General features: G+C 61.8%; 25 protein-coding genes. 13 read left to right on the forward strand and 12 right to left on the reverse strand.

The window, feature by feature from the left end:
• Positions 1-58 precede the first annotated feature (58 nt).
• Positions 59-532 (forward strand): hypothetical protein, encoded by a 474-nt coding sequence (locus tag L880_RS0102115; protein WP_027474258.1) that lies wholly within the window; start codon positions 59-61, stop codon positions 530-532.
• 50 nt (positions 533-582) lie between these two features.
• Here L880_RS0102115 and L880_RS0102120 read toward each other — a convergent pair whose 3' ends face one another.
• A complete protein-coding gene (locus tag L880_RS0102120) occupies positions 583-1467 on the reverse strand; it encodes a LysR family transcriptional regulator (protein ID WP_027474259.1) in 885 nt (294 codons plus the stop codon).
• Positions 1468-1558: 91 nt separating this feature from the next.
• Here L880_RS0102120 and L880_RS0102125 point away from each other — a divergent pair, with 91 nt between their 5' ends.
• The 5 genes from L880_RS0102125 (at position 1559) to L880_RS0102140 (ending at position 9204) form a co-directional block, all read left to right on the forward strand.
• On the forward strand, positions 1559-1981 hold the full coding sequence (locus L880_RS0102125; RefSeq protein WP_027474260.1) for a nuclear transport factor 2 family protein: 423 nt from the start codon (positions 1559-1561) through the stop codon (positions 1979-1981).
• An 881-nt stretch (positions 1982-2862) separates the two neighbouring features.
• Positions 2863-4950: a putative bifunctional diguanylate cyclase/phosphodiesterase gene (locus L880_RS31325; protein WP_051442963.1), complete on the forward strand. Its 2088-nt coding sequence runs from the start codon at positions 2863-2865 to the stop codon at positions 4948-4950.
• Between the two features lie 138 nt (positions 4951-5088).
• Positions 5089-5457, forward strand: coding sequence for a hypothetical protein (locus tag L880_RS35420; protein ID WP_157462545.1), 369 nt, complete (start codon positions 5089-5091; stop codon positions 5455-5457).
• A 158-nt stretch (positions 5458-5615) separates the two neighbouring features.
• Positions 5616-7364: a methyl-accepting chemotaxis protein gene (locus L880_RS36600; protein WP_043328101.1), complete on the forward strand. Its 1749-nt coding sequence runs from the start codon at positions 5616-5618 to the stop codon at positions 7362-7364.
• 265 nt (positions 7365-7629) lie between these two features.
• Positions 7630-9204 carry a methyl-accepting chemotaxis protein gene (locus L880_RS0102140; protein ID WP_027474261.1) on the forward strand — a complete coding sequence of 525 codons (1575 nt, stop codon included), beginning with the start codon at positions 7630-7632 and terminating at the stop codon, positions 9202-9204.
• A gap of 304 nt (positions 9205-9508) precedes the next feature.
• On the opposite strand, the gene L880_RS34130 is transcribed toward L880_RS0102140, so the two are convergent.
• A complete protein-coding gene (locus L880_RS34130; protein WP_157462546.1) occupies positions 9509-10402 on the reverse strand; it encodes a helix-turn-helix domain-containing protein in 894 nt (297 codons plus the stop codon).
• A gap of 516 nt (positions 10403-10918) precedes the next feature.
• On the opposite strand from L880_RS34130, the gene L880_RS36605 reads away from it, so the two are divergent.
• The gene (locus L880_RS36605; RefSeq protein ID WP_051442964.1) at positions 10919-12508 is read left to right on the forward strand and encodes a methyl-accepting chemotaxis protein; all 1590 of its coding nucleotides are present in this window, start codon (positions 10919-10921) and stop codon (positions 12506-12508) included.
• Positions 12509-12682: 174 nt separating this feature from the next.
• On the opposite strand, the gene L880_RS0102155 is transcribed toward L880_RS36605, so the two are convergent.
• Both L880_RS0102155 and L880_RS34765 read right to left on the reverse strand, forming a co-directional pair.
• Entirely contained in the window at positions 12683-13369 is a 687-nt protein-coding gene (locus L880_RS0102155; RefSeq protein WP_157462547.1) for a hypothetical protein, read from the reverse strand.
• A 256-nt stretch (positions 13370-13625) separates the two neighbouring features.
• Positions 13626-14144, reverse strand: coding sequence for a helix-turn-helix domain-containing protein (locus L880_RS34765; RefSeq protein WP_169737711.1), 519 nt, complete (start codon positions 14142-14144; stop codon positions 13626-13628).
• A 351-nt stretch (positions 14145-14495) separates the two neighbouring features.
• On the opposite strand from L880_RS34765, the gene L880_RS0102165 reads away from it, so the two are divergent.
• From L880_RS0102165 to L880_RS0102175, 3 genes are all read left to right on the forward strand, one after another.
• On the forward strand, positions 14496-14774 hold the full coding sequence (locus tag L880_RS0102165) for a DUF427 domain-containing protein (protein WP_027474265.1): 279 nt from the start codon (positions 14496-14498) through the stop codon (positions 14772-14774).
• 106 nt (positions 14775-14880) lie between these two features.
• Entirely contained in the window at positions 14881-15438 is a 558-nt protein-coding gene (locus L880_RS34135; protein WP_169737712.1) for a helix-turn-helix transcriptional regulator, read from the forward strand.
• 104 nt (positions 15439-15542) lie between these two features.
• Positions 15543-16205 (forward strand): LysE family transporter, encoded by a 663-nt coding sequence (locus L880_RS0102175; protein WP_027474266.1) that lies wholly within the window; start codon positions 15543-15545, stop codon positions 16203-16205.
• A gap of 38 nt (positions 16206-16243) precedes the next feature.
• Here the strand turns inward: L880_RS0102175 and L880_RS0102180 are convergent, their stop codons facing one another.
• Positions 16244-17635, reverse strand: coding sequence for a D-serine ammonia-lyase (locus L880_RS0102180; RefSeq protein ID WP_027474267.1), 1392 nt, complete (start codon positions 17633-17635; stop codon positions 16244-16246).
• A 68-nt stretch (positions 17636-17703) separates the two neighbouring features.
• On the opposite strand from L880_RS0102180, the gene L880_RS0102185 reads away from it, so the two are divergent.
• Positions 17704-18705, forward strand: coding sequence for a LysR family transcriptional regulator (locus tag L880_RS0102185; protein ID WP_245614878.1), 1002 nt, complete (start codon positions 17704-17706; stop codon positions 18703-18705).
• 21 nt (positions 18706-18726) lie between these two features.
• Here L880_RS0102185 and L880_RS0102190 read toward each other — a convergent pair whose 3' ends face one another.
• From L880_RS0102190 to L880_RS0102200, 3 genes are read right to left on the reverse strand one after another with little or no spacing between them, the layout of a single operon-like run.
• Positions 18727-19098 carry a 4Fe-4S dicluster domain-containing protein gene (locus L880_RS0102190; protein WP_027474269.1) on the reverse strand — a complete coding sequence of 124 codons (372 nt, stop codon included), beginning with the start codon at positions 19096-19098 and terminating at the stop codon, positions 18727-18729.
• Positions 19095-20681 carry an FAD-dependent oxidoreductase gene (locus L880_RS31350; RefSeq protein ID WP_051442966.1) on the reverse strand — a complete coding sequence of 529 codons (1587 nt, stop codon included), beginning with the start codon at positions 20679-20681 and terminating at the stop codon, positions 19095-19097. The genes L880_RS0102190 and L880_RS31350 overlap by 4 nt, the downstream gene beginning before the upstream one ends.
• Positions 20682-20690: 9 nt before the next feature.
• On the reverse strand, positions 20691-21971 hold the full coding sequence (locus L880_RS0102200; protein ID WP_051442967.1) for an OmpP1/FadL family transporter: 1281 nt from the start codon (positions 21969-21971) through the stop codon (positions 20691-20693).
• Between the two features lie 220 nt (positions 21972-22191).
• Here L880_RS0102200 and L880_RS0102205 point away from each other — a divergent pair, with 220 nt between their 5' ends.
• Both L880_RS0102205 and L880_RS0102210 read left to right on the forward strand, forming a co-directional pair.
• On the forward strand, positions 22192-22539 hold the full coding sequence (locus tag L880_RS0102205) for a DUF3088 family protein (RefSeq protein WP_027474271.1): 348 nt from the start codon (positions 22192-22194) through the stop codon (positions 22537-22539).
• A 65-nt stretch (positions 22540-22604) separates the two neighbouring features.
• A complete protein-coding gene (locus tag L880_RS0102210) occupies positions 22605-23066 on the forward strand; it encodes a GNAT family N-acetyltransferase (RefSeq protein WP_027474272.1) in 462 nt (153 codons plus the stop codon).
• A gap of 330 nt (positions 23067-23396) precedes the next feature.
• On the opposite strand, the gene L880_RS31355 is transcribed toward L880_RS0102210, so the two are convergent.
• The 4 genes from L880_RS31355 to tauA all read right to left on the reverse strand — a co-directional run bounded on the left by L880_RS31355 (position 23397) and on the right by tauA (position 26943).
• Positions 23397-23987, reverse strand: coding sequence for a hypothetical protein (locus L880_RS31355; RefSeq protein WP_051442968.1), 591 nt, complete (start codon positions 23985-23987; stop codon positions 23397-23399).
• A 244-nt stretch (positions 23988-24231) separates the two neighbouring features.
• Complete coding sequence (locus L880_RS0102220) at positions 24232-25095, reverse strand: ABC transporter permease subunit (RefSeq protein WP_027474273.1); 864 nt, start codon at positions 25093-25095, stop codon at positions 24232-24234.
• Positions 25092-25928 carry a taurine ABC transporter ATP-binding protein gene (locus tag L880_RS0102225; RefSeq protein WP_245614880.1) on the reverse strand — a complete coding sequence of 279 codons (837 nt, stop codon included), beginning with the start codon at positions 25926-25928 and terminating at the stop codon, positions 25092-25094. The genes L880_RS0102220 and L880_RS0102225 overlap by 4 nt, the downstream gene beginning before the upstream one ends.
• Positions 25918-26943 carry a taurine ABC transporter substrate-binding protein gene (tauA, locus tag L880_RS0102230; protein ID WP_027474275.1) on the reverse strand — a complete coding sequence of 342 codons (1026 nt, stop codon included), beginning with the start codon at positions 26941-26943 and terminating at the stop codon, positions 25918-25920. Before tauA ends, L880_RS0102225 begins: the two co-directional genes overlap by 11 nt.
• Between the last annotated feature and the right edge of the window lie 30 nt (positions 26944-26973).

Consider the following 26973-nt stretch of genomic DNA (forward strand, 5'->3'; position numbering starts at 1 on the left):
GCCCGGTGGCGAAGACCGGCTAAAGTTTCGCTCAGCCGCAACTTGTCGGAGGCATTCCATGAACGAAGCACTGACCCGCCTTGCCACCTCCTTGCGCCTGGAGGCGCCCGAAAACAGGCCACTCGCGCTGGCTTTCTGCCTGGCTTGTGCCCGCCGCGTGGAGCATCTGCTGGAGGAACCCGAGGTCGCGACCTGCCTGCGGGTGCTGGCCCGCCATGTGGATGGCCTGGCCGATGCCGCAGCCCTGCAGGCCGCCGCCTCCGAGGCGGCCGTGTTGGCCAACCGCCATCGAGGCTCCAGATCGATTGACGGCTGTGGCCATGCGGCTGTGTCCGCCAGTTATGGTGTGGCCAAGGCCTTGGCCGGCAAGGCCATGGAGGCGGCGCAGTACTGTGCCTACGCCGCCGTCTACGCATCGGGCGGCTACGCCGCTGTGGCAGAGCGGGACGCTTTCGAGTCTGAGCACGACTGGCAGCTGCAACAGCTTCAGGCCTTGGCCGTGCGGGACGCGGCGCTGTTGCCAGCGTCTTAGCTTGCGCTCAGCGTTGCTGCTTGCTTGGTGCTGAGAGCCAGGCCAAGGATTCAGGCGGGCCCCAACTGCTGCTGCAGCTCGGCGACCACCCTCTTCAAGGTGCTGCCCGGCCGTGCGGCTGTGAAAAGCCGCATGTCATAGCGCGGCAGGGCCTCGCGCAACTTGAGGGCCACGATTTGTTCATCGGCGTTTGCCTGCAACAGCGCCGGGTGCGGCAGCACCGCCAGCAAGTCGGTGTGGCACATCAGGTGCAACAGGCTGGCGTAATCGGGGCATGACACGCTCACCTTGGGTGCGGGCATGCGGCGCACGGCATGGGCCTCTTGCAACACGTCCACTGGGCCGCTCACGCTGGGGCCGACGATGCCCCAATGGGCTGATTGCAGCTGCTCGAGCGAACGCGCCTTGGCCAGCGGATGTGCCCGGCGCGCATAGACCCGCGGGGTGATCTGATAGAGGCTTTGGCTGTGCAGGCCCACGCCTTGGTGGCCACGGGGCTGGGGGGATATCACCAGGTCCAGCTCGGCGCCCTGCAATTGCGCCAACATGCGCCCTTCGTCGGCGCTGCACAGTTCAAGCGGGCGGTTGGGGGCGAGCTCGCGGCAGGCGGCGTACAGAGCCGGCCCGCACACCAACGCAGCCGAGGGTGTGGCCCCGATGCGCAGGGCCTTGTTCCGGCTGGTCACTTTGTGGGCACCGGCCGATGCTCCGATTTGCTCGGTCAGGTGCAGGCCCTGCAGGCCGGCTTTCAAGGCCGTCACCGTGGGCCGCTGCCGGCGCCCGGTGCGCTCGAACAATGGGGTGTTGAACTGGCGCTGAAGCTGGGCCATGGCATGGCTGATGGCCGGCTGCGTCACCCCGGCGGCGCGGGCGGCCGCCGCAAAGCTGCCGTGGTCGATCACCAGTCGAAGGTAGTGCAGGTAGCGCAAATACATAAATAACTTTGATGTATTGGTCGGCATTGTGCCTTGCCAGCGGGCGGCGGCTCTGAAAGCATCGTGCTCATTCACTGAAAAGGAGTTTGAAATGAACCAGCAGCAAGTTGAGACCGTGCGCACCTACCTGCGTCATCTGCATGCAAGCGATACCGCGGGGTTGATGGCGGTGTTCGAAGACGATGGCCTCGTGCACTCACCCTTCCTGGGCACGATGAAGGCGCACGACTTCTTTCCCAAGCTGGCCCAGGCTTCAAGCGAGAGTGTGATCACCCTGATCGACCTGTTCGCCACGGTGCAGCCAGCAGAAGACACCGTGCGGGTGGCTGCCTATTTCCGATACGACTGGACCCTGAACGACGGCCGGTTGGTCGATTTCACCTGCGTGGATGTGTTCGGCTTTCGGCCGGGCCATTCGCGCATTGCAAGCATGCACATCGTTTATGACACTCACCCGCTGCGTGAAAGAGTGGGTGACAAATACGCCCCCGATCCCTTGCGCCAACTTGGCTGAACGGGGCGGATGACGCATCCCTTGCGGTCAGGCCGGCGCCGACTGGTTCAGCTATGACTCCCGGGTTTTCAGCGCTGAGAACTGAATTCTTGGTCTTGATCTGATTCACGCTGTTCAAAGCGATTTGAATCTGCCCGCAATATATTGCTGATTGAATATCAAAATCTTTCGGCGCACTAGAGCCGTCCTTGCCCAGGTGATCGCCAAAGTTCCACTGCTCGGTGAGCCTGATGAGTCGGGAGAAGCTCGGATCAGGTTGTCTATGCTTCAGGAAAATTGGCCGCGGAGGGGCCGCCAACCCGATCGGGCAGGCGAACTGGGGTAGGTAAATAGGGGTTCATCTTTTCGACGAGAAATCCAATGAGTGGAATTTCTCGCGAATCCTATGGGTGATGAAGTATTAATCAATTTTCGATTGGTGTTTTTGCTGGGCTTGTCTGGATTTTGGGATTTTATTTTTCAAATTGAAATTAATCTTTGACGAGTTGCAGTCGAATTTTTGTCATGGTCTTGGAGTAGGTCTTGCAATAGACGGCCTTGCTCAAGGCAACACTTGGCAAAAAAGGCAACTCTAGGCAAAAAAATAAAACAATTGACCCTAAAAATGTCGTGAGACCATTTGATAACAAAAACACACCAAATTGATTTTTGCAGGGTTGTTCATGCATGAGAGTTTTCCGGGCCCCAAGAGCGAACACGGCGGTCCAAGTGGGCAGGCCTTGATCTCAGCAAGAGGTTTCAAAATGCAGCAAGGTTGCGAACCAATCAACCCAACTGGCCTGCACGCCCCTGTGCTGCCATGAGTTCCGCGAGGCCCATGACGGCCAAGCCGTCGATGGCCACCCCTGTGCCGCCGCAATGCACCGTCCAACCGAGGTTCCATGTCGTTCCAAGCTGATCCCTACAAGAAGGCCGTGGACGCCACTGCCATCTTCACCGAGACCGATCTATCGGGTGCCATCACTTACGTCAATGATCGCTTTTGCGCCTTGTCGGGCTACAGTGCGAACGAGTTGCTGGGCCAAAACCATCGGATTCTGAAATCCGGTCACCATTCCAGCGAGTTCTATACCGAGATGTGGCAGGTTCTGGCCTCCCAAGGCATCTGGAATGGCGACATCTGCAATCGGCGCAAGGACGGCTCTTTGTACTGGGTGTCTTCCACCATGGTGGCACTGACGGACCCCGTCACAGGCCTGATGAAGGGGTATGCGGCGATCCGATTCGATGTGACAGAGAGGTACGAACTGGTGGGCAGGCTGAAGACATTGGCCTATTGCGATTCATTGACCGGATTGCCCAATCGTGCGGCACTGCAGGCCTCCTTTGATGAATTTGCCGAGTACCCAGTTGAACGCCATCGGGACCATGCCTTGTGCATCGTCGACATAGACCGCTTCGGTGATATCAACGAGGTCCATGGTCATGACGTGGGCGACATGGTGCTGCGGCAAATCGGTTTGCGCGCACAGGCATTTCTCGTCGATTCATCTGCCAAGGTATTTCATTGGGGCGGTGATGAATTTGTGGTGCTTTTCAAAGACTGGCATCAGCAAGAGGAACTGTTGATTTGGGTTGAGCGACTGATGGAGCATCTGGCCCAACCCATCCCCCTGCATGGCGGTGCCTTGTGCGTCACATGCAGCGCTGGGGTCAGCGAGTTCAAGGCGGATGGAACCACCCCCGATCTGCTGCTGCGGTATTCGAATCTGGCCCTCTACAAGGCAAAGTCCCTGGGGCCCAAGCATGTGGTTTGTTATGGCAAAGACGAATTCTTGCAAGAGCGCCAAAACGAAGAGCTGCAGCGCCAGTTGCGCCAGGCCATGAAATCGGGCGATCTGCAGGTCTATTACCAACCCAAGCTGGATCTGCGTTCTGGGCTCGTGCTGGGGGCGGAAGCGCTGCTGCGATGGATTCATCCACTTCATGGCACGGTGCCACCGCTGGATTTTCTGCCGCGCATTGAAAATCTGCCTGTTGCCCTTGAGATCGATCAGTGGGTTTTGGAGCAGGCACTTCAGTTTCTGCAGAAAAATTTCGAGAAGTCACCTGCATTCTGTTTGAGTGTCAATATTTCCGCACGCCAGTTTCAGTCACGTGATTTTCCTGCTCGCTTGAAAAATATTTTGGATAAGTATCCCAAGGTAGGGTTTCAGCAGCTCGAATTGGAGATTCTGGAGTCGACCGCAATAGGGGATTTTGTTCAGGTCAATCTGAATATCAACGCGATCAAGTCCATGGGTGTGGGTGTGGCTCTGGATGATTTTGGTGTGGGTTATTCTTCATTGGCCTACCTGAAAAAGATATCCCCTCAAACCATCAAGATCGACAAGACATTCATTCTCGGGGTACTGGTCAATGACGATGATTTCATTCTCACGCAATCGATCATCAATTTGACCAGCAGCTTTGACTTCGGCGTGGTTGCAGAGGGTGTCGAGACTGTAGAACACATGATGCTGCTGTCTCGCCTCGGCTGTCCTGTAGTTCAAGGCTATGGGGTGTTGCCGCCTGTGGCACAAGATGCATTTTTGGCTTGGCTGCACCAACATCAGGCGGGCGATCTGGGAGCCGGGCAGTGGCAACCTCAATGGGATTTGAAGCACCGTTACTTGTTGGCAGCCAAAAGGTTTTATGAACACGTCAGAACTTTGAAGTCGCCGGAGTTGGCGCAACCTGCCCATTGCCTGGAAGGGATGCACGCACTTGACCTCTGGGCCATGGCGATCGGTGACTCGCACTACGGACACGATCGTGAATTCTCGGTCCTGATGCATCTGCATCGCAGCTTTGTTGCCGGACTGGATGCTGAACGGGACCCGCCATTGGAGACGATTTCAACGGGTGAATTTCGCGCGGAGCAGAATGCGATCGGGGCAGAGGTCTACAGGCGGGTCCAGCACTTGTTTGAGCGAATTTTCTGGATGCCGGCCGGTGGTGCTGAGCTTGGAATGGCGATCGCGGTCTGACAAGGTGAGGCGGGCGAGCCGGCGTTTCTTATGCGGATGCCCCCTGTGAGGCCCGCTCTTGTCGGCAGATCTGCTGTCTGCTGATCGCTGCCAGCCATCTTCCGCAGTGCTGTATTCACCATTATCTGGTGCAAGAGCTTGCGCATCGTCCTGCTCCGCCTTGCGCTTGCTGGGCAGCAGAATGGCAAAGCGACCGCCTCTGCCCAAGCTCATATCAGCGGTGTCAGGCAGCACGGGGGGGCAGTTTTTCATGTGTTCATTATTTATATTGGGTTTGTATCATTATTTGTCCAATCTTCGTCCCTGTCTGATTTCAGGGTTGAGGTAATAAATTCTGGCAAGTGGTATTTGCCCAGCGCCGTCTTTGTTGGCTGTTCTTGGCTAATTTCAATAGCCATAGTTGCCTATTTGTCTATTGTTGTGAAATTCTGGCTTGAATTTTTGGTGTTGTGGCTTTTGAGCTGTGCGTCAATTTTTTGGGGATGGCTTATTTATGAAGTGCAGTGACGATCAATTCTCTCGGTTTGATCTGCATCAAGGGTGAATCTGCTGGGCCTATAGAAAATAATTGTCGGTTCATGAGGCTTGTGACTCGTCCATTTTCTGCATGAGTGCGCTGATAGCGCATCCGTCACCAGAATATCTTTTTGCATTGAGGAAGTAATATGAAGTTGGCTCATAAACTGATTGGTTCATTCATTGCGGTCAGCCTCGTTGGCGCTGCGGTGAGTGCGATTGGCGTGCAAAGCATGGCGCAGATCAACGAGCGTGATCAGGCGTTGTATGAAAAGGAGTTGTTGGGTGTTTCTTTGTTGAAGCAATCAACCATCGACATTCTTTATGTTGGACGAGCTGTTCGAAACATCATTTTGGCACCCAGTGAAGAACGTCGAACTGCATCGCTGAGCCGTATTGAAAAGAGTCTGTCTTCACTTAACGAAAACATTGAACAAGTCAAGCCCAAGATCCACACCGACCAGGGCAAGGCCTTGCTCGGCAACGTCACCAGCAAGCTCCCGGAGTACCTGAAGGTTGTTGAGCAGATGCTGGTCATCGCCAAGAAAGAAGGCATCGGCAACAGCCGTGAGTCGGTGGATTTTTTGTTCGGGCCGTTTTCCACGAAGGTCAACGAGATGGATGAGGCCATGCAGGCATTGGTGTCTCTGAAAGAGGTGAACGCCAAGAAGTTCGTGGAGGCCAACAACGCCACGTTTCAAGACGCACGCGCTCTGCTGCTGGCACTCACCTTCGGTTCATTGATGCTCGGTGTGGGCCTGGGGCTCTTGATCACCCGCGGCCTGACGAGGCAGCTGGGCGGAGAGCCGGATGCTGCCGCTGCAGTCGCCCGAAAGGTGGCGGCCGGTGATCTGAGCTCGACCATTCAAGTGGACGCGGGCGACACCGCCAGCATCATGGCGGCCTTGGGCCAGATGCAGCAAAACCTGGTGTCGGTGATCTCCAACGTGCGAATGAATGCCGAAGGTGTTGCCACTGCCTCCAGCCAGATCGCCATGGGCAACACCGATCTGAGCCAGCGCACCGAAGAGCAGGCCAGCGCCCTGCAGCAGACCGCGGCCACCATGGATCAGTTTGGCACCACGGTCGGTACCAATGCCGACAACGCCAGGATGGCCAACCAATTGGCCCTCAACGCGGCTCAGATCGCTGGCCGGGGCGGTGAGGTGGTCGGCCAGGTGGTCAACACCATGAAGGGGATTGATGCCAGTTCCAAGAGAATCGCCGAGATCATCGGTGTGATCGACGGCATCGCATTCCAGACCAACATCCTGGCGCTGAACGCGGCCGTCGAAGCCGCACGTGCTGGCGAACAAGGTCGTGGCTTTGCGGTGGTGGCCAGCGAGGTGCGCAGCCTGGCCGGCCGATCGGCCGAGGCTGCCAAGGAAATCAAGTCGCTCATCGGCGCAAGCGTGGAACAGGTCGAGCAAGGTGCGCTCCTGGTGGACCAGGCTGGCCAGACCATGCAAGAGGTGGTGATGGCGATCAAGCGGGTGAGCGATGTGGTGGGGGAGATCAGCGCAGCCAGCACGGAGCAAAACACGGGCGTGTCCCAGATCGCTCAGGCGGTCAATCAACTGGATCAGACCACCCAACAGAATGCGGCATTGGTCGAAGAGAGTGCTGCGGCCGCCCAAAGCCTGGATCAGCAGGCGCGCGAACTGGTGTCGGTGGTCTCGGTCTTCCAATTGGCCACGGGTCATCGAGCGGTTGTGGTGGGTCAGTCGGCCCCTGTGCCGGGCCGTGTGACCACGCCCAAGTTGACCGTGGCCGCGAGCAACGGCGCCCGACCATCGGCTACGGCTCTGGCTCCCCATCAGGGCAGCCGTCCGGCACTGGGTCAATCCACACCGGCCATCACTCGCACGGGCACTGACGACAGCTGGGAGAGCTTTTGATCAAAGCGGCGCAGAGTCGCCTGACGCATCTGGCACATCCGCGCATGAGCATGACCTGTCTGGGCCTGAATGGCGGTGCATGCAGGCTCTCGGTCCGGGCCAGGGGTGGCCATCGGTGATGGCTCTTGGGCAGCACCTTGCAGCTTAAGACACCAGAGGATGAGACAGGGGCCCTGCATCCGGTCATGCACGATGGAAAAGCGTGCAGACCTTGGGGCCCGGTGGGGCATTGAACTCCAAGAAATACCCACCCAAGTAAATTTCCATGAGAAACAACGTTCCAGTCACACAAAGAAACTTCGACTTCCCGGACGGCGCCACGCTGATGTCCACCACGGACCTGCAAAGCCACATCGTCTATGCCAACAGGGCCTTTGTGGACGTTAGTGGCTTTGCCCGAGATGACATCCTGGGTCAGCCCCACAACCTGGTGCGTCACCCCGACATGCCTCCTCAGGCCTTTGCCGACATGTGGAGCACCCTGAAAGCGGGGCAGTCCTGGACGGGCCTGGTCAAGAACCGGCGCCAAAACGGTGACCATTACTGGGTTCGTGCCAACGCCACGCCGATTGAACAAGCCGGCAAGGTGGCGGGATACATGTCCGTTCGCACCAAACCCAAGGCGCAAGAGGTGGACGCGGCCGAGAAGCTGTATCAAAAAATGCGCGCTGGCCAGCTCAAAGGCCAGGCTCTTTGCAAAGGTCTTCTGGTGCACACCGGATGGGCTCGCGGCCTGTCGGTGATGCAGTTGCTGGGCCTGCGTTCGCGCGGGCTGGCCGCTTGTCTGGCGGGGGGGCTGGTGGCTGTGCTTGGTGCTTGGCTCGCTGGTGCATCTGGGGCTGTCATGGCGGGCACTGCTTTTGGCGTGGCCATTGGCGCAGTCCTGTGTTTCGCAATCCTCGAGCAGCAGATCATCGAGCCCGTGCGTACCATTTATCGCGAGGCTCAACATGTGGCCAGCGGTCAACCCGCCAACCTGTCAGGCTTCAACCGTGTCGACGAAGTCGGCATGCTGATGCGGGCGGTGAACCAAGCTGGGCTGAACCTCAAAGCACTGCTGGATGACGTTGCCGGCCGTGCTGATGTGGTGGCATCCACCAGCGATCAGATAGCCGGGGGCAATTCCAACCTCTCAGCTCGAACTGAGGGACAGGCCAGCGCACTCGAGCGCACGGCAGCCGCCATGGAGCAGTTCCATTCCACGGTCAAGCAAAACGCCCATAACGCCGATGAAGGCAACGCCATGGCCAAACAGGCGTCGGAGGTGGCCGGTCAAGGTGGCGATGTGGTGGCCCAGGTGGTCGAAACCATGAAAGGCATCAACGAGAGCTCACGCAAGATTGCCGACATCATTGGCCTGATCGATGGCATTGCTTTCCAGACCAACATCCTGGCCCTCAACGCAGCGGTCGAGGCGGCACGCGCAGGCGAACAAGGCCGGGGGTTTGCAGTGGTGGCCAGCGAGGTTCGCAGCCTTGCTGGAAGAACCACGGCTGCTGCGAAAGATGTCAAATCGCTCATCACGGCGAGCTTGGAGCGGGTGGAGGCAGGCACCGAGCTGGTTGACCAGGCGGGCCAGACCATGAGCCAGGTGGTGCGCGCCAACCGTGAACTCACCGCATTGATGACGCAGATCTCTGTGGCCAGCCGCGAGCAGACGCAGGGGATTGCCCAGGTGGGTGAAGCGATCACACTGCTGGACCAGAACACCCAGCAGAACGCCAGCTTGGTCAACGACAGTGCCTCGGCCGCTCAGGCACTACGCCACCAGGCCACCCAATTGGTCAACGCGGTGAACGCCTTCCGCCATCAAGCCAGTACACGCGCATTGGTGCTCTGAAGGGTTGTCGATTGGCCGCTTGCCGCCTTCCCGAGGCGCTTGGCGGCCCGTTCCGCCCTGCATGCATGACTTCTGCCGTCCTCCAGTTGGGGCGGTGGGCTGCGGTGGCCATCACAGCTGGGTGAGAAGACTCTGGCCATTCGCCTTGGCGGATGACCAGGTCCGTCCAGACCCTGACTCGCAGAGCCGTGTGCTCGAAGGGGGCGCGATGACGGTGTGCGAGGCCTGGCGGCCCCCTGTTCACCAGATGATTGGTTCAGGTTGGGCTGGCTTGGTGGTGCAAAGAGGGCGGGCTGACTGCTTTCTATTTGCCTTGGAGTCTGTACTGACTGGGGCTCATCCCGACATGGCGCGTGAAGGTGCGCGAGAAATTCGGCGCATCGGCAAATCCCACGGCTGCCCCGATTTCCGCCACACTCCGATCCGATGTCGTCAGCATCAGTCGGGCTTTTTCGATCCGACGATGCTGGATGTATTGATAAGGCGTGCGGCCTGTTGCTTCACTGAACAGTCGGATGAAATGAAATTTGCTCACATTCGCCAGCGAGCACATCTCTGCCAAATTCAAGCACTCATCCAGCCGGTCTTCGATCATGTCCAGAACATTCTTCAGATTTCGGCCGCTGATTCTCTGGGGTGCCCCTCCGGCCTGCTGGCAACACTTGGAAGCGATACTGTGCAGTATGCACACAATGCTGCTTTGTATGAGCAGTGGATTGCACCCTGCTTCAGTTCGCGCATTGGACCAAAGACGCAGCACCAGGTCGTGCACGAGGGAGTCGCTGTAGCCCTTTTCGGCCAGCGGTTTGACCAGCTCCAATGCGCTGGAATTGATCTCAAGCTCATCCAGTACGTTGTTGATTTGTGTCATCGATATGGACAGCATGATGACCATGATGGAGCCGTCGATTTTCCATTCGTGGGGCGTGTTGGGTGGGGTCACATAGATCGCCTTCGGGTCGGTGCACAACCTGTCACGCCAGCCGTTCCCGAAGTTGAACAGGGCCTGCCGCTTCTCGACATGGGGTATCAAGGCTACGCTCAGGTAGGGCGTGCCAGGGCTGCTTGACGCGTGTGCGGGCCCAGACCAATGGGAAAGGAAGTTGGACCCAGAAACACCCGGCAACGGGTACGTCGTGATGCCACATGGACCAGGAAGAACAATGCTGTCCAAATTGATTTTTTCATCGAGACGCACGCTTGACCATCCTTGTTATTGATAAATTTGCTTCTGTTTCACGGGCTTTTGTTCGGCTTCATGGAAAATATCTCATAGTTGATACAGACAATTGTCCAATCTTGTGATGCTTGTCTGATGTTGATCTATGAAACGATGAAAATCATGAATTGTCAGCAGTGATGAGCGGCGCCTTGGCTTTTCATCCGGCTGAAATGGTTTTCCAGGCCAGCACCCCAACGATGGGGCGGTGTGTCCATGCCTGAGGCGTGCACAGAATTTTCAAGCAGTCAACGGGTTGCCCTGTGGGCGCCATCGTGATCTTGCGGGGCTTGGCGAAAGTTGCGTCTGCCATTTGAATGCAAACCCTGAGCTTGATCCATGACAAGGCTTGATAGGAATCAACGTGTGATCTGATTTTTATATGTCGCGACTCTGATATAAACCCGCCTTCCGTACCTCAAAGGCTGGGTTTGGAAAATATCTGAGAATGGCGAGATGAATAGATATCGAATTTCAACAAGAATCATTTTTCTGATGGGCACGCTGTTGACCCTGCTGATCGGAATTGGGGTTATAGGTAGACACGGGCTGGTTAGCGCCAATGATGCTTTGAAAACGGTTTATGAAGATCGAGTTGTTTGTCTGAAGCAACTTGGTGATATTGACTATTTAACGCCTAGAGTCCGTATCCTGCTGATGGATATGCTGATGAATGCCAAGCCTGATAATGTAGAGAGGCGGACTGGTGAGATCGGCAGAGATATTCGGGAAATCAACAGGATCTGGGCAGAATACAAGTCCACCTACCTGACGCCCGAAGAGGCAAAAATCGCTGCGGCCTACGAAAATAGCCAAAATCGGTATTTGAACGAAGGCATCATGCCCGCCTTGGAGGCGATTCAGGCGGGCAGGCTGGAATCGGCGCTGCTTCTCTACACGAATCGCATCAGCCCGACTGCTGCCGAATTGCGCGCAGATGCAGCCAAACTTTTTCAATTGCAGCTTGATGTCGCAAAATCGGAGTATGACGGTCAAGTCGCTCGTTACAGCGCCATTCAAGGCTTGTCGACTGTATTGATCCTGGGTGGCGTGACTGCGGCCATCCTGTTTGGCATCGCTCTGATTCGAGGGATCAGTCGTTCGTTGACAGAGTCCATTGATGCAGCGAATGCTTTGGCGCAGGGAGATCTGAGCCGTAGCATCACCGTTCATGGCAAAGATGAGCCCAGTCAGGTCTTGGCCGCTCTATCAGCCATGCGGCACAGTCTGACGTCGGTTGTTTCGCAAGTGCGCCAGGGCTCTGAATCGGTGGCCACGGCCAGCGCAGAGATTTCGCAAGGCAACCACGACCTCAGTGCGCGCACCGAGCAGCAGGCGAGTGCATTGCAGCAGACGGCGGCCTCCATGGAGCACTTGAGTACCATGGTGAAACAGAATGCTGACAACGCACTTCAGGCCAATTTGCTTGCCAGAAGTGCCAGTGAAGTGGCTGTGAAAGGCGGGCACGTGGTCGCCCAAGTGGTCGATACCATGAAGGGTATCAATGACTCTTCGCAGCAGATCTCCGAGATCATCAGCGTGATTGACGGTATCGCGTTTCAAACCAATATCCTGGCGCTCAACGCGGCTGTCGAGGCGGCCCGTGCCGGTGAGCAGGGCAGGGGATTTGCCGTGGTGGCTTCTGAGGTCAGGGCCCTGGCGGGTCGAAGTGCCTCGGCGGCCAAAGAAATCAAGGGCCTGATCCTGGCGAGTGTGGAGCAGGTGGAGCAGGGGTCGGCGCTGGTGGACCTGGCAGGCACCACCATGCAAGAGGTGGTGCATGCCATTGGCCGTGTGACACAGGTCGTTGCAGAAATCAGCGCGGCCAGCAGCGCGCAAAACACAGGCGTCACACAGGTGGGTGAGGCGGTCAATCAAATGGATCGGGCAACGCAACAGAACGCCGCACTGGTCGAGCAGATGGCCGCGGCGGCGGCCAGCCTCAAATCACAAGCGCAGCACTTGGTGAGTACAGTGGCTATTTTCAAGACCGGGCTATTGGAGGCCGGCTTTCAGAGTCGTCGCGTCCTTCCTGGACCGCAAACCGCGTCCACGGGGCAGCCAGGCCTTTTTCTAGTCAACTGAGATCGCCTTGGTATTGAGTGTCTGCAGACAGATTCAAGCGTGTGGCATCGAATACCTGGCAGTTCATGGGACTTCCGGTGCTCCGCCGTTGCCGTCGTGGGCACCGATTTGATGCCCATTTTTTTGAACACGCCACGGCCTGAGGCGCAGGCTTGATCGCGGTGTCAACAGGTTTCAAGCCGGAAAGTCTTCAGGCCAATACAGTTGCAAGTTTCCGCCTGCGTGTGAAGACTTCTTGTAGTTCTGAAGGGGTGAACTGTTCACCAAGGTGCCTCGAACCACATCCAGTGCGTGATGAACTTGCTCAATGCTCTCGTAGATGATTCTCATAATCTTCTGCAGGCGGTGATCGGAGTCTGGTAGATTATCTTTTGAGAATTGAATTTCGGGATTATGATTAAACTCCCCCTGCGCGAGAAAGTTTTTTTCGAAATTTGAAAGAAGCCCCTGCATGGATTCGCAAAAATCTGTGCTCAATTCCAGGATTGCGCTCACATCATCCGTGTTCAGCTTTTGGTCAAGCTGGATCGCAGCGCTGATGGCGTTTGCGCACCCATTCATCATCGAAATCATGTTTCGACCTAAATTGGCAAGCGTCTGGTATTGACCTTGTATGGCGATCGAAATGTGCTCGGGATTATCGATGTAGTTGTAGGCAATGCCGTTGAGTCTTGATAGATTGCTCAAAATTCCAAATACTCTGAAGAGATGCAGGCCAATCTTATGTAGCTCTGCCACAGAGTATAATTTGATGCCCAAGTTCAGCTCTGCGATGTTGTTTTGTGTGTGAATTTTTATGATCTTTGAATGCCCCATCGAACTGCACCTTGGCCTTTTTTTGATTGCGGGAATGATCTGCATCCTGACGAGGCATAATCACATTATTCAATCTTAAGTTCGACCTCGTGCTTTCTCGTGTTGATAGTTGCCGGCCTTGCTGCAAGTTGCACATCGGCGCTGGTGCGAGGTGTTATGGAGGGCTCTTCATTGAAAAATCAAAGCTACGCCGTGGCCAGCTGACCCCACCTGGGCTGGTCAGGCCATCCTCGATTATTTTTAATGGCCTGTCGACGTAAAAATGGCAGCGCGTAATTTGGGCACTGCCAGGTATTTGAAATCAATGGTGCGTGAATTGGATGCGTTTTTCTTGCATCCTGTACTGCGTCGGACTCATGCCGATCTGGCGGGCAAAGGCGCGAGAAAAGTTGGGCGCATCGTTGAAGCCCACGGCACGTCCTATTTGGGCAATGGGGATATGGCTGGTTGCCAACAGGAGACGAGCCTTTTCCATTCGTCTGTGCTGGATGTATTGGTATGGGGGCCATCCCATGGCCACACGGAACAGCCGTATGAAATGATAGCTGCCGACGCAAGCAACCTTGGCCAGTTCGTCAAGGCATAGGCTTTCGTGGATGCGTTCCTCGATCAAGTCGAGCACATTCTTGAGTTGCCTGGTATGAATGCACTCAGGTGCTTTGGGTCTCGATGGGCCGTTGTGATTGGCCAGGTTGTGTAACACGCAAACGATATAGCTCTGTAAAAGAAGAGGAGGACATTGGGTTTGTGCTCTTGTCAGTGTCCAAAGTCGGTTGAGTGTTTCGTGGATGAAGGGCTCGCTGAAGCCCGATTCGGCCATGGCCGAAATCCTATCGGTTGGGTTTTGGGTGATTTCCAGACCCTCCCAAATCGAATTGACCAAGGGCATTGGAATCGACAGCCTGACAACGAGTGTCGGTCCATTGATGGTCCATTCCGACGCAGTATTCGGAGGTAAAGCATGGGTTTTTCACATGAGGTATGTCAAGGCATTTGGCAGTCTTTTTGTCGAGTGGCTCGTGGGAGCAGTGCAGGGGCCAATTGGAATGTGCCCGTGGCCCCTGGCAATAGATGCTGAAAGCCTCGTTACACTTTCCCTGGGGCGCCGTCTTTGCGCGCGCCCGCTTCGCCGCCAGCCCGGGCTGGCCGCACCCCTGAAAGGATTCAAGCCATGCAAGCCATCTGGAAAGGCGTTGTCATCGCCGAAAGCGACGACACCGTGCTCGTTGAAGGAAACCACTATTTCCCCGAGAGCGCCCTCAACCGCAGCTACGTGACCTTCAGCAACCACCGCAGCACCTGCGCCTGGAAGGGCCAGGCCCACTATTACTCGCTGCTGGTCGACGGTGAGCTCAACCCCAACGCCGTCTGGTACTACCCCGATCCCAAGCCCGAGGCCGAGGCTGTTCGGGGGCGGGTGGCGTTCTGGAGCGGGGTGCAGGTGCGCTGAACCTGCCGTGCCCGGGCTCTGACCCTTCGATTCAGTCGGAATGCGCTGGTGGCGTGTTCTGGATTTGGCACAATCGCGCTCAGCCCCCACCCGAACCCCCAGCCCCATGCAATACGCAGTCATCCCTACCCAGCTCGGTGCGCAGCTCAAGGCGCTGCGGCTGGCCCAGCAGGTTTCGGTGGCCGAGGTGGCTGATTACATGCAGATCAGCAGTTCGCGTGTGTGGGGCATCGAGCGCAACCCGCTGGCGATCAAGCTGCACCAGTTCTATCTGCTGATGACCGCCCTGGGGGCCGAGGTGCATCCCTTCCCCGATCTCGAGACCCTGCGCCCGATGCTGATCGAGGCGCGCCGTTCCACCGGTCTCACCCAGGCCCGGTTCGGGCAGATGGTGGGGGTCACCCAGTCCCGCATCGCCCACATCGAGTCCGACCCCGCCCACATCAGCATGGACCTGTTCTTGAAGGTGCTGGCCTCGCTGCGCATGCGCCTGTTCATCGGCCAGCACGTGTACCGGGAGCCTGCGGCTGCCTTGCGCAACCGCGTCGGCGCCAACGCTGAGCCGGCCTTGCTGGCAGACCAGCCCACAGTCACCTCTGCGCTGCAGCCTGTGGCCCTGGCCTTGCCTGCCGCTGGGCTGTTCTTGCAGGCGCCCCTGAACTGAGCCTTCCCTTCAGCCGCCCTTCAGCCGACTTGTGGCCTGCCGGCCAAGGCGGTTTTCACGCCCCCTGCGCCGGGGCGCTCGCATTGCCCATTACCATTTGAGCCATGGATACAAGTATTTGGTGGTCATATTTCGCGGCGGCCTGGCTGATTGCCCTGTCGCCAGGTTCCGGGGCCGTGCTGTCGGTGGGGCATGGGCTGCGCTATGGCGTGCAAGGCGCCAGCGTCACCATCCTGGGCCTGCAGGCCGGGCTCATGGGCATCACCCTGATTGCCGGGGTGGGTGTGGGCTCGCTGCTGGTGGCCTCGGCCACGGCTTTCACGGTGGTCAAGGTGCTGGGCGCCCTGTACCTGCTGTGGCTGGGCTGGAAGCAGTGGCGCGCCCCGGTGCATGCCGGGCACGGCCTGCTCGATGATGCCACGGGCAACGCCGGGGCCAGCCCCGGCGCTGTGCCCATGATGCCGGCGCGGCAGCGCTTTCTGACCGGTCTGTTCACCAACCTGACCAACCCCAAGGGCATTGTGTTCATGGTGGCCGTGCTGCCCCAGTTCATCGTGGCCAGCCGCCCCCTGTTGCCCCAGATCGGTGTGCTGATGCTCACCACCGTGGCGGTGGACCTGGTGGTCATGCACGGCTACGCCTTCACCGGTGCACGGCTGGCCAGCCTGCTGCGCAGTGTCCGGGCGCAACGCGCTCAGAACCGACTGTTTGGCGGCGTGCTGATGGCCATGGGCGCCAGCCTGATGTGGGTGCGCCGGGCCGCCTGAGCGCGCCCCAGCATCCTCACACTCTCACATCCCCGGTTTCAGGCCGGGGCTTGATCGCGGGCTTGGCCGCGCAGCACAAAGCCCTGGTAGTCGGCCTCGGGCATCAGCATGCCCCCCGTCAGCCAGGCCACGTGGGTGGCCTGCGCCATCTGGCTGGCCAGGCCCGTCTGCTGCAGATAGGCCTGCCCCTGAGGGGTGTTGAGCAGCATGGCCGGGCCCGACAGGCCCGCAGCAGCTGAGGGCTCGATGCGCAGGCCCTGGGCGGCCTGGGCCTGCCACAGCTGGCGCAGCAAGGTGTCGTCCTGCACCGTGTAGATGCCGGCGATCTGCCCGCCCACGGCGGCAGCGGCCAGGGTGGAGGCCTTGGGCACGGCCAAACCGTCGGCCTCGGTGAGGTTGTTCAGGCCGATGTCGTACACGCTGGGGTGCGGCCCGGTGGCCGGCCAACCAGGCCAGCCCGCCAAGCGCTGCACCAGAAAGCAGGGCGACGCGGTGGGTTCTGCCAACACACAATGCACATGGGGCCCGAACACCTGCTGCAAGCCATAGGCCACCCCACCGGGTGCACCGCCCACGCCGCAGGGCAGGTAGACGAACAGCGGGTGCTGCGCGTCGACACGGCAGCCCGCTTCGGCCAATTGGGCCGCCAGGTGCGCGGCGGCCGTGGCGTAGCCCAGGAACAGCGAGGTGGAGCGCTCGTCATCCACAAAATGGCAGTGCGGGTCGGCCGCAGCCACGGCCCGCCCGGCGGCCACGGCATCGGCGTAGTCGCCAGCATGTTCGATCACACTCACACCGCGGCTGCGCAGCCGTGCTTTCTTCCAGGCCTTGGCGTCGGCCGACATGTGCACCTCAGCCCGAAAGCCCAGTGCCGCAGCCATGGTGCCGATGGCCAGCCCCAGGTTGCCGGTGGAGCCCACGGCCACCGTGTACCGGCCAAACAGGGCGCGGGCCTCGGGGCTGGCCAGGCTGCGGTAGTCGCCACCCGGGCCGATCAGGCCGTGTTGCAGAGCCAGCTTTTCGGCGAACTCGATCACCTCGTGGGTGCCGCCGCGCGCTTTCACCGACCCGGCCACGGGCAGCAGGTGATCGGCCTTCACCCACAGGCTGCCCTGGCTGACCGGCAGGCCCAGGGCGGCCTGTAATTCAGGCACGCGCAGCAGTGGCGATTCAATCTGCCCGCCGCTGGATTGCAGTCCTTCAAAAAGCTGTGCCAACAGCGGCTCAAAGCGCTGCAGCCGCTGCCGGGCCGCCTCGATCGCGGCCGCAGACAAGGCTTCGGCGGCCTCGTCCTGCACGGGGTTGGCCGGCCCCAGGGTTTGTGTCCACAGCACCGGCCTGCCGGCCAGCAGGCCGGCGATGTCAAAGGCAACACCCAGCTGGTGGGTGTCTGGTGCGGGGGGGGCTTGGAGTGTCTGGGCGGTGTTCATAGGCAGCTTGACTAATGGATGACCGCATTGTTCCTGCTGATCCTCAGTGAGTGAAGCGGCCTATACTGATGCAATTCATTAGTTTCGCCAATATCAATATGGTGCCGCGCCTGCGCCTTTCCCCCTCCCTGTTGGTCTGGGCCCGCACCTTCGAGGCCGTGGTCCGCTGCCAGAGCTTCACCAAGGCGGCGCAAGACCTTTGCATCACCCAGGGGGCCGTGAGCCAGCAGGTGCGTCAGCTGGAAGACTGGGCCGGCAAGGCCTTGCTGGTGCGCAGCGCCCGCTCGCTGGTGCCCAGCCCCGAGGGGCAGCGCCTGGCCGCAGCGCTCACCACCTCCTTGCAGGCCATCGAGCAGGCCCTGGCGCAGATCCGCCGCCCCGACGCACACGAGGCCCTGTTGCTGAGTTGCTCGCCCTCGTTCGCCATGAGCTGGCTCACGCCCAGGTTGGGCGATTTCTATCGGCGTCTGCCGGAGGTGGGGCTCCAGGTCATGGCCGAATTCCATCCGCTGGATGCCAGGCGCATGCACGCCGACGGTCTGGCCGCAGCCCTGCGCTATGACCTGGGCCACTACCCCGATCTGATCGCCCAGGAGGTGCTTGACGAGGTCTTGCTGCCGGTGGCCAGCCCCGCCTTCATGGCTGAACACCCCGAGATCCGCTCGCCGGCCGATCTCGAGGGCGCCTGGCTGTTGCACGACGAGGCCCCCTGGGCCGGTGCCCGCCCGGGTGAGGAATGGCTGCACTGGCTCACCCATGCCGGCGTCAGTCTGGCCGGCGACGGCTTGCAGCAGGGGCGGGTGTTCAACCTGTCGCTGCTGGCGGTCGGGGCGGCCCTGGCGCACCAGGGCATCGCGATGGGCCGCCTGAGCATGGTGCTGGACGATCTGCTGGCCGGCCGCCTGGTGCTGCCGTTTGCCAGCTATGTCAGGTCGCGGGCGTCGTATCACCTTCTCTGCGCGCCCAGCCCGCCGCCCTCGGGGGCACTGGTTCACGGTTGGTTGATGGAGCAGGCTGCAGGCTTCAGGGGCCGTCGGGACGAGTTCTTGAAGGCCCTGACCTGCCTGTGAGCCGGGGTGGGCAAGTGCCCCTCAGGGGGCCTTGGATGGCCCGGCTTGGGCCAGTTCTCGCCCGCGGGCAAACACTTCTTCCATGCGCCAATGTTGGTTGGCGTAGCGGGGGGCCTCAGCCCATTCGTCCCAGCCTGAATCACGCCGGTACACGCCCAGCAGGCCGCTGGCGCGCACCGTGTCGGCATCCACCCGCACCCGATTGAGCACGGAAGGGTCCACATACAGCGCATCGGCCTGGCAGTACAGCTCGCAGGCAAAGCAGGTCTGGCAGTCGTCGGGTCGGGCCAGCAGGGGTGGGGCATCGGGTCGGGCATCGAACACCAGGGCCGGGCAGATCTGCACGCAGCGCTGGCAGTGGGTGCAGCGTTCTTCGAGCAACAGGGCAATCATGCGGCCACCCTGCTGGGCTGCACCACGGCATGGGGGCGAATCCATAGCTTGTGCAGCCCTCCCACGCTCAGGCGGTGGGTCTGGGCCGGGTCGGTGTGGGGCAGGTCGCTGCGCGTGTGCATGCCCCGGCTCTCGCGCCGGGTCTGTGCGGCCAGCGTGACCCAACGGGCGCAGGCCACCATGGCCGCTGTCTGGCGTGCCTTCAGGCGCAGTGCGCCCTCGGCTGGGGCGCGTTGCTGCAATTCTTGCCAATGGCCTTCCAGCAGCTCGCTGGCTTGGGTCAGCGCCTGCTGTTGGCGAAACAGGATCTGCATGGGGTGAAGCATGGGGGTTTGCAATTCGCGCACGATGCGAGCAAGCGTGGCCTCGTCTGGCGCAGCCCGGGTGGCATGGCCCGTGCGCAGGCTCAGCTCTCCTGCGGCTTCCAGCGGACCTCGGGTGGCGCCGTGTTCCCTGGCATGGCGAGCCGCCCCGGCACCGGCCCACAGGCCGGACGACAGGGCCCAGGCCGAGTTGATGCTGCCCCCGCCCGACACGGCACCGGCCACGCGTTCGCGTGAGGCCGCATCACCGGCCACAAACAGACCAGGCACGGTGGTCTGGCATTCGTCATCGGCCACGCGCAGGCCGCCAATGCCCCGCACGGTGCCTTCGCCACGCAGCACGATCTCGAAGCGGTCGCGGAAGGGGTCGATGCCGTGCCGGGTGAAGGGCAGCATCACATTGGGCGAGATGGTGGGCAAGGCATCGCGCAGGTCTTGCGGCATGCGGTCCAGCGAGCAGCTCACCGGCCCGCGCTCCAGCGCCAGGGCCAGCGCGGGCATGGTGCCGGGCCCGGCCGGGATGTCCAACTCACGCCCCTGGGCATCGAAGTAGCGCGCAAACACATAGGACATGGCCCTCGTCATCGACGAGCACGCCGGTGCCACCGTGTAGAAGTTGCTGAACTCCATGCCCGACAGTTCGGCGCCCACCTCGGCGGCCATCAGCAGGCCATCGCCGGTGTTGTTGTCGGCCCCCAGCAGTTTCGACAGAAACGCACAACCGCCGCTGGCCAGCACCACCGCGCCCGCGCTGATGCGCCAGGGCTGCTGGTCGACCCGGCGCAGGCCTGCCGCCCCGGCCACACGGCCCTGGTCATCGCGCAGCAGCTCCAGCGCCGGGTGGTGGTCGAGCACGGTCACGCCGGCCTCGTTGAGCATGGCGCGCAAGGCCTTCATGTACTCGGGCCCGCGCAGCGCTTTGAAGATGGTGCGGCCGTTCGAGTCCACCGCAAAGCGGTAGTGCCGGGCCAGCGTGGGCAGGTGCTCCCAGGTGGTTTCAATGATGCGCCGCATCCAGGGGGCCTCGGCGAGCCCGCCTGCATTGGCGGCGCGTTGGCGCACCGCTTGCTCGCGTTCGGCCGGTGGCACCCACCAGTGGCCCGGGCCGGCGGTGGCGGTCACGCCGCTGGTGCCGCAATAGCCCTTGTCCACCAGGGTCACTCGGGCGCCGGTGCGCACTGCGCCCAGCGCCGCCCAGGCCCCGGCCATGCCGCCGCCAATCACCAGCACATCGGTGCTCAGGCTGTTTTCCAGCGCCATGGTCCGGGCTCAGAGCTTCCAGCCGTAGGCGATGCCGATGATGTTTTCCTTCAGCCGCACATTGGCGTTGCCGCCGCCAAAGCTGGCCGGGATCGAGCCATTGCCATTGACCGTCTCGCCCAGGCCGCGCGCGTAGTAGCCGGTCAGCTGCCCGCCGTTGGGCAGCGTCCAGGTGGCGCCCACGGTCAGGTGGGTGCGGATCACGCCGGGGGCCAGCACATTGAAGAAGGTCTCTCCCGCCGGGACCACCTGGTTGGTCACGCTCACGCCGCCGCGCAGCACCAGGTCACCCCGGGCCTGGTATACCGCGCCCAGCTTGAGCACCTTGGCGTCCTGCCAGCCGAAGCCTGGTGTGCTGCCCAGGGGCTGGCCGGCAAACAGGCTGGCCGCCGAGTTGCCCACAGCGGCCACCTGGCTGTAGCGGATCACCTGGTAGTCGGCGGCCAGCGTCAGGGCCGGGGTCGTGGCCCAGGCCACGCCCAGGCCCAGGTTCTCGGGGATGTCGAAGCTGCCGCCGTTGGCAAACAGGCCGCGGTACTTGTCAAAGCGCCCCGAAATCTTCGAGGCCCAGGTGGCGCCCAGCGTCACGCCGGGGGCCACCTGGCCCGTCCAGCCCAGGCGCACACCGGCGCCGGTGCTGGTGTCATCGCCTTGGTCGCTGACTTGGCCCGGCGCCTGAGAGAAGCCGTTGAACAGGCCCAGGCCCTTGGCCGAGAAGCGTTGGTAGGCCAGGTTCAGACCCAGGCCCACGCTGTGCTCGGGGCTCAGCTTGTAGGCCACCGAGGGGGTGACGAACAACTGCTCCAGGTTCACCCCGGCCGAGCCGGTGGCGCCAAAGCGGGCGTAAGGGTTGCTGGCGTAGTCGGTGTTCATGCCACCATTGCCGTACACCGCCAGACCCACGTGCCAACGGTCGTCGATGCGGCGGGTGGTGCCCACTTCGGGCAGGAAGAAATTGCGGGCGCTGTCGCCGCTGTAGGTGGCGTCGGGTGCCACGCCATTGCCACTGATGCTGGCGCTGCGGCGCGGCCCGAACCAGCTCAGCCCCAGGTCCAGCCGGTCGCCCAGGGCGGTGATGCCGGCCGGGTTGCTGGCGGCCACCAGGGCGTCTTGCGGCAGGGCAATGGCCACCCCGCCCGTGCCCAGGGCGGCGGCTCCATAGCCGTGAGCAAAGTAGCCGTTGGTGGCCTGGGCCAGCAGGGGCGCCATCAAGGCCGCGGCCAAGGCCAGCGGGCGTGGGTTGAATCGGGGAGCAAGGCTGAGAACGGTGGGGCGGTGCAGTGGCTTCATGGTGATGGCTCGAATTCGGGTGGCAGACCTCAAAGGCAGAGTCGCCAGATTGCCGTGCCCGCGCGCCCGCACCAACGATCATTTCTGTATAAGTTAAAGCGCAATTTGGGCTTGATGGCGAGCCCGCGGCAGGCCTAGCATCCAGCGTGATCGCCACCGAGCCGGGCATGGGGCCTGGTTCGCAGGCGCACATCTGCTGAAACGCTGAACACCCAACACCATGAGCCAAGACCACCTGATCCTGATCCAGCCCGGCTTCGTGCGCCCCGGCCGTGCGCCAGAGGCGCGTTTTGCCTGCCCCGACTGCAATGTGCTTGAAGGCCTGCTGGCCACCGCCCCGGCCGGCGCCGCAACGCAACTCCAGGTCTCGCGTGTGCCCTTCGAACGCCCACGCCAATCCGTCATCGAACTGCTGGGCCCCGACAACCAGGGCCTGCCCGTGCTGGTGCTGGGCGATCAGCACCCGGTGCCTGCGGATGCCCAACACCACGCAGGCCGGGCTTTTGTGACCGATGTGCAGCAGATTGCCCGCTTGCTGGCCGAGCGGCATGGGGTGCTCGCGCTTTGACGGCGGTGGGGCGGGGCGACTCCGACACGGCGTAGGTGCCATGAGGTGTAGGCTCAGGGGCCGCCATGACACTGCACTTTGAACCCGCCCAGCTCCGCGATGCCGACGAGCTTGTCGCCTTGCGCATCGCCGCCATGCGGCCCAGCCTGGAGCAACTGGGTCGCTTTGACCCCCAGCGCGCCAGAGCCCGCTTTCTGGCGCATTTCACACCAGCTTGCACCCAGCATCTGGTGGTGGCGGGGCAGCGGGTGGGTGTGCTGGTGCTGCGCCGGGATGGCGAATACCTCCTGCTCGACCATCTGTATGTGCACCCTGATCATCAAGGCCAGGGCATTGGGGCTGCTGTGTTGGCCGAAGTGTTCAGGCAGGCCAAGACCCAAGGCCTGCCAGTCAAGGTGACGGCCTTGCGGGGCAGCCGCTCGAACGATTTCTACCAGCGCCATGGTTTTGGGCTGGTGGAAGAGTCCGAGTGGGATCTGGTGTACGTGAGAAACCCAAGGGCCGAGCGCGAGACCGCTGGGTCTTGATGAACCTGCCCGGGTCCTCGGGCAGGTTCCAGAGGGCTAGGGCCTGTTAACACTGATTTCGCCGGATGCGTTGGAGATCCAAAAGGCCGAGCGCCAGGCGCCAACCGCAGCTGGGTCGGTGACCCAGCGAGGATTGGCAACGCCGCGATCGGCCTTTTGGGCTCCAACCCGAAGGGAAGCCGGCTGGCCAAGCGCCACTCGGCGTTGCGTGCCTTGCCCAGACGCCCGGTCTGGGCGGCGACACGCGCCTTGATTGGCGCTTGGTCAGCAGGCTTCGCACCGGCGAAATCAGTGTTCACAGGCCCTAGGCTGCCTGTCCAGCCGCCTGGCTCATTGGCAGTTGACGGTGACCAGCGAGAGCTTGTTGGTGGCGGTGACGCCGGTCGGGTTCGTGACCTGGCAGGTGCCCACCAGGGGTTGCTGCGCCACCACCACGTTGTAGGTCGTGCCGTTGGGCAGCGAGTTGGCAAAGCGGAAGTCACCGTTCTGCGTCAGCACCAGGGCCATGCCGTTGGTGCTCAGGGTGACGCTGTAGCCACTTTGCAGCCCGGTCAAGGTGCCGCCGATGGACGGGCCGGTGTCACAACTGACTTTGATGTTCTGCACTGACGCGCCCACGTTGTTGATGGTGCCGCTGCCATTGGTGACCTTGCAGGTCACGCCCGTGGGGGCCGATTTGATGGTGACGCTGTAGCTGGCATTGGCCTTGAGCTGCGTGGCAAATCGGAAGTCGCCGTTCTGGGTCAGGGTCAGGTCGTCGGCACCGTTGTTTTGCAACACGATCTGCTGGCCCGTTGGCAGGCCCGACATCGTGCCGCCCACCAGGGCATCCAGTCCGCCACCGCCACAGGCGCTCAGCCCAAGCAGCGCCACGATGGATCCGGCCAGCAGCGGCCGACGAAGGTTGTTGAGATGGCTCACTTTGTATTTTCTCCCTGATGAATCTCCAACACCCGAAGCCACGCAGGGCTGCAGGGCGGGCTGCACTCAGCGCCGCGCAGGGTAGACGAGGTCGTCTTTACAAAGTTCCGGAAACATTCAAATAGATGAAGTTATGTCAATCTGAGCAGGTGTGGGCCCTGGCAACGAGGCGGGGGGCGGCTTGCAGGTCGAAGTCCATGGAGCCCGGCGTTTGCAGGGCGGGTGGCCGGCCCTGCTGATCGGCTCAGACCCGCCCTTTCCAAGGGACCAGCCTGGCCTCCACCCAGCGCATCAGCAGGTCGAACGACCAGGCCACCAGGCCGATCACGCCAATGCCCATCACCACCAGATCGGTGCGCAGAAAATTGGAGGCATTGAGCACCATCTGGCCCACACCCACGGTGGCCGCCACCATCTCGGCGGCCACCAGGGTGGTCCAGCCAAAGCCGATGGCGATGCGCAGGCCGACCAGGATCTCGGGCAGGGCGGCCGGGATGATCACGTGGCGCACGATCTGCCAGCGGGAGCCCCCCAGCGAAGCCACGGCATTGATCTGCTCGATGCTGGCGCTGCGCACGCCGGCCTTGGCGGCCAGGGCCATGGGGGCGAAGCAGGCCAGGTAGATCAGCAGCACCTTCGACAGCTCGTCGATGCCGAACCAGATCACGATCAGAGGCAGGTAGGCCAAGGGGGGCAGGGGGCGGTAGAACTCGATCGGCGGGTCGAGCAGGCCACGCGCCACCCGGCTCACGCCCATGGCGATGCCCGCCGGCACGGCGGTGAGCGCTGCGGCCGCAAAGGCCCCGAAGACGCGCAGGGCGCTCCATTTCAGGTGCTCGGTCAGCGGCTCGCCGCCTTGAATCTGGCCTTGCCAGGCCTGGATGAAAGCGCTCCCCACCGCCTGGGGCGAGGGCAGGAACAGGGCGGGCACCCAGCCCAGGCGGGTGCTGAGCCACCAAAGCCCCGCCAGGGCCAGCACGCACAAGGCGCTGATGCCCCGGCTGGAGCCCGCGCCCGGCAGACGAAACGGCAGCACCGGGCGCAGTTGTGCCGGGTCTGGAGCCGCGGGAGCGTCTTGGGATGCAGAGTGCCAATCGGCTGTGCTCATGGGCTCACCTCCTGGGCCTGGGCATCGGGGGCGGTCCAGCCCAGCACGCGCTCGCGCCAGGCGATGAAATCGGGGGCCGATTTGACCTGACGCGCGCTTTCGCCGGCCAGAAACCGACGGTTGAAATCCAGGCTGTGCTGCTGCACCACCCGCCCGGGGCGCGGGCTCATGATGATCAGGCGCGAGGCGAGAAACAACGCTTCCTCCACATCATGGGTGATGAAGAAGAAGGTCTTGCCGGTGCGCTGCCACAGCGCCAGGATCAGGCTCTGGATCGATTCGCGCGTGAAGGCATCGAGGGCGCCCAGCGGCTCGTCCATCAGCAACACCTCAGGATCGCTGGCCAGCGCGCGGGCCATGCCCACGCGTTGCTGCATGCCGCCCGAAAGCTGCCACACGGGCGATTCGGCAAAGTCCTGCAGGCCCACCAGGGCCAGCTTATCGCGCGCCAGGGCGATGCGTTCACGGCGCGGCACGCCGCGCAGCCGCAAGCCCAGGGCCACGTTGTCCTGCACGGAAAGCCAGGGCAGCAGGGCGTGTTTCTGAAACACCACCCCACGGTCGGCGCCGGGGCCGGTCACGGGCCGGCCGTGCAATTCGATGCGGCCGCTGGAGGCTTCGGTGAAGCCTGCCATGCAGTTCAGCAGCGTGGTCTTGCCGCAGCCCGAGGCGCCCAGCGCCACCACCAGCTCGCCCGGCGCAATGTGCAGGTTGACCTGGCTCAGCGCCAGCACCGGCTGGGTGCCGGCATAGCGCACATTCAGGTCGCGGATCAGCAGGCCGCTGGCCTGGCTGGCGGGGGCCTCACCGGCCCCCTGCCAGTCACTTCGCACGCTGCACCCAGGTGGGGTTCAAGCCCACCGAATAGTCGGGCAACACGGTCTGGATCGTGCCTTGCTCCTTCAGGAACGCGGCCGTGGCGGCCAGCGAGCGCGCCACTCCCGAGTCCTTGCCGCCGCCCAGCCAGGCCTTGCCAGCCTGCTCGGCCGGCGGCACAAAGGCGTACAGCGCCAGGCTGGCCGGCACGCTGGCGGCTTCGGCTCCGCTCCATTTCGCCACGGCCTTGACCTGCGGCGACTCGGCTGTCCAACTGGCCTTTTGCGAGGTGTAGGCGCGGTCGGCGTCGGCCAGCACTTGCACGAACTGGGTCAGAAAGCCGTCGTGGTCCTTGGCAAAGGCCTTGCTCACGGCCAGGGCGTCGAAGGTGGCCTTGCCGGTCTTGTCGGCAATCTGGCCCGAAGAGATGATCTGCTGACCGCTTTGCTTGACCTTGGCCAGCACCGGGTCCCAGACGAAGGTGGCGTCGATGTCGCCGCGTTCCCAGGCGGCCAGGATCTCAGGCGGGCGCAGGTTCAGGATCTTCACATCCTTGGGGTTCACGCCGGCATCCTGCAGCGCCACCAGGGTGTGGAAGTGGGTGGTCGACACGAAGGGCACACCGATCTTCTTGCCCTTGAGGTCGGCCACACTCTGCACGCCCGACCCCTTGCGGGCCACCAAGGCCTCGGCTTCGTGGATGTTGTCCAGAATCCAGAACACCTGGATGTCGACGCCTTGCGATATGGCGGCGGCAAAAGGCGAGGAGCCGGCCTCCCCGATCTGGATCGCGCCCGAGGCCAGGGCCCGGGCCACCTCGGCGCCGCTGCCCAGCTTGCGGTAGCTCACCTTGTAGCCGGTGCGTTTTTCCACCTCCTGGGTTTCTTGTGCATAGCGCCACGGCAGCACCATGTCCTGGTAGCCGATGACCACTTCGCGGGTCTGGGCCTGGGCGGCAGGGCTGCCCAGCACGCTGGCGGCCAGCAGGGTCAGGGCAGAGAGGGCATGAAGGGCGTTGCGGCGTGTGCTCATGGTGTGTCTTTTTCTGTCGGGTCTCAGACC

This window comes from Curvibacter gracilis ATCC BAA-807, assembly GCF_000518645.1.
Classification (GTDB): Bacteria; Pseudomonadota; Gammaproteobacteria; order Burkholderiales; family Burkholderiaceae_C; genus Curvibacter; species Curvibacter gracilis.

What these genes read in the sequence shown, in the direction of transcription:
- L880_RS34135 (WP_169737712.1), top strand. Translation starts at nt 14,881, where the DNA reads ATGCAATACGCAGTCATCCCTACCCAGCTCGGTGCGCAGCTCAAGGCG.
- L880_RS0102155 (WP_157462547.1), bottom strand. Translation starts at nt 13,369, where the DNA reads ATGCAGATCATTCCCGCAATCAAAAAAAGGCCAAGGTGCAGTTCGATG.
- L880_RS0102140 (WP_027474261.1), top strand. Translation starts at nt 7,630, where the DNA reads ATGAGAAACAACGTTCCAGTCACACAAAGAAACTTCGACTTCCCGGAC.
- L880_RS0102220 (WP_027474273.1), bottom strand. Translation starts at nt 25,095, where the DNA reads ATGAGCACAGCCGATTGGCACTCTGCATCCCAAGACGCTCCCGCGGCT.
- L880_RS0102180 (WP_027474267.1), bottom strand. Translation starts at nt 17,635, where the DNA reads ATGAACACCGCCCAGACACTCCAAGCCCCCCCCGCACCAGACACCCAC.
- L880_RS0102210 (WP_027474272.1), top strand. Translation starts at nt 22,605, where the DNA reads ATGACACTGCACTTTGAACCCGCCCAGCTCCGCGATGCCGACGAGCTT.
- tauA (WP_027474275.1), bottom strand. Translation starts at nt 26,943, where the DNA reads ATGAGCACACGCCGCAACGCCCTTCATGCCCTCTCTGCCCTGACCCTG.
- L880_RS31325 (WP_051442963.1), top strand. Translation starts at nt 2,863, where the DNA reads ATGTCGTTCCAAGCTGATCCCTACAAGAAGGCCGTGGACGCCACTGCC.
- L880_RS0102165 (WP_027474265.1), top strand. Translation starts at nt 14,496, where the DNA reads ATGCAAGCCATCTGGAAAGGCGTTGTCATCGCCGAAAGCGACGACACC.
- L880_RS0102185 (WP_245614878.1), top strand. Translation starts at nt 17,704, where the DNA reads ATGCAATTCATTAGTTTCGCCAATATCAATATGGTGCCGCGCCTGCGC.
- L880_RS31350 (WP_051442966.1), bottom strand. Translation starts at nt 20,681, where the DNA reads ATGGCGCTGGAAAACAGCCTGAGCACCGATGTGCTGGTGATTGGCGGC.
- L880_RS0102120 (WP_027474259.1), bottom strand. Translation starts at nt 1,467, where the DNA reads ATGTATTTGCGCTACCTGCACTACCTTCGACTGGTGATCGACCACGGC.
- L880_RS34765 (WP_169737711.1), bottom strand. Translation starts at nt 14,144, where the DNA reads ATGGCCGAATCGGGCTTCAGCGAGCCCTTCATCCACGAAACACTCAAC.
- L880_RS0102205 (WP_027474271.1), top strand. Translation starts at nt 22,192, where the DNA reads ATGAGCCAAGACCACCTGATCCTGATCCAGCCCGGCTTCGTGCGCCCC.
- L880_RS36605 (WP_051442964.1), top strand. Translation starts at nt 10,919, where the DNA reads ATGGGCACGCTGTTGACCCTGCTGATCGGAATTGGGGTTATAGGTAGA.
- L880_RS36600 (WP_043328101.1), top strand. Translation starts at nt 5,616, where the DNA reads ATGAAGTTGGCTCATAAACTGATTGGTTCATTCATTGCGGTCAGCCTC.
- L880_RS0102115 (WP_027474258.1), top strand. Translation starts at nt 59, where the DNA reads ATGAACGAAGCACTGACCCGCCTTGCCACCTCCTTGCGCCTGGAGGCG.
- L880_RS0102175 (WP_027474266.1), top strand. Translation starts at nt 15,543, where the DNA reads ATGGATACAAGTATTTGGTGGTCATATTTCGCGGCGGCCTGGCTGATT.
- L880_RS0102200 (WP_051442967.1), bottom strand. Translation starts at nt 21,971, where the DNA reads ATGAAGCCACTGCACCGCCCCACCGTTCTCAGCCTTGCTCCCCGATTC.
- L880_RS0102190 (WP_027474269.1), bottom strand. Translation starts at nt 19,098, where the DNA reads ATGATTGCCCTGTTGCTCGAAGAACGCTGCACCCACTGCCAGCGCTGC.
- L880_RS0102125 (WP_027474260.1), top strand. Translation starts at nt 1,559, where the DNA reads ATGAACCAGCAGCAAGTTGAGACCGTGCGCACCTACCTGCGTCATCTG.